The sequence below is a fragment of the Halohasta sp. A2 genome (assembly GCF_056175805.1).
On sequence record NZ_JAQFWV010000160.1, the window covers coordinates 1 to 1,174 of the forward strand.

Consider the following 1,174-nt stretch of genomic DNA (forward strand, 5'->3'; position numbering starts at 1 on the left):
CAAGATCCAGATCGCTACAACCGGTTCTTCAATGAGATTCTGTGTGAATCACTCCACGAGAAGATTCACTGTACCGCCTCGGTTGAGGCTACTGGAGGTGAAGTCTAAACGGTTCTGAGACGCGACCGTCGATATATGCTTCAATACTTTCGGTACGCGATTGTAACGAATCAAGGGTACTATCTCCAAATGGATACCCCCTCAAGTCCACTATTCTATTCCGGATTCTGGTTATTTTGTCTCGGAGCTCTACTTCACTGTCTATCGGTTGTCCCTGAGCCTTAGCAGGCGTGAGAGCGTGTTGTATATCTACTATATCATCCTTGAGTTCGTCAACACCCTCCGAGAACTGGTGATCAATGTAGTCCCGTTGATAGCTCTTCAGATGATCAGAAAGCTCACCAACTCGCTGTTTGATATGTTCCAACTCGACTACTTGCTCCTCAGATAAGAGACTGGTACCGACATTCCGTTCGGCTGTGACTATTTCGCCCTGAATTTGTTCAATCGATTTGTGTAGACTGTTCTCAATCCCATATTTTTCATAAGAAAAATACGGGTCCATTCTTGTTTCAAGCGTCTCCACTTTTCCTTTCCAGTGGTCGATCTTTCGGGTTAGCCACGCTGTTTGTAATTGGTCCTGTTTGTTACTGAGCTTCCTACGATATGTTTTCAGGGCCTGCTGGGCGATCTCAAGCTGGTCCTGTTCACTTGCCCGAAGATATCTCCAATCGTCCCCCTCAATAATAGATTTAATCTCGGAATGTAGTCCCTCAGCGTGATCGAATTCGGTCTCAAGTGCACGGAGGTACGTTTGAAGATCATCGTCCGTTGCATCTACTATGTCAAACGAGAATATGTCGTGCGAGAGGTGGTCAAAGCCTATCTCATCCAGAGAGAGATTCTCTGAACGACTAATTTCAGTAGAATCAGACGTAAAGAGGGATTGTATGACTGGCTCGTTAATAGCTCGTTGATAATTTTCGGACGCCTGTGCTCTGCGAGATGTTACTATAGATGGTTGAGGGGGTTTAGATCCGAATAGTAACTCGGCTCTGCACGTTTAAGTAGGCCCCAACTATACACCGTATTGACAGCAAATGCTGCCGATCACGGACTTCCTATCGTGTACTGATCCGCTGGACGACTTCGACTCGCTGTCATATCACCAGAC

The 1,174-nt window shown here is 46.3% G+C and carries 1 protein-coding gene; it reads right to left on the reverse strand.

The annotated features are described in order from the left end of the window. Positions 1 to 88: 88 nt before the first annotated feature. Complete coding sequence (locus O2S87_RS18570; protein WP_475410205.1) at positions 89 to 586, reverse strand: hypothetical protein; 498 nt, start codon at positions 584 to 586, stop codon at positions 89 to 91. Positions 587 to 1,174: the final 588 nt, after the last annotated feature.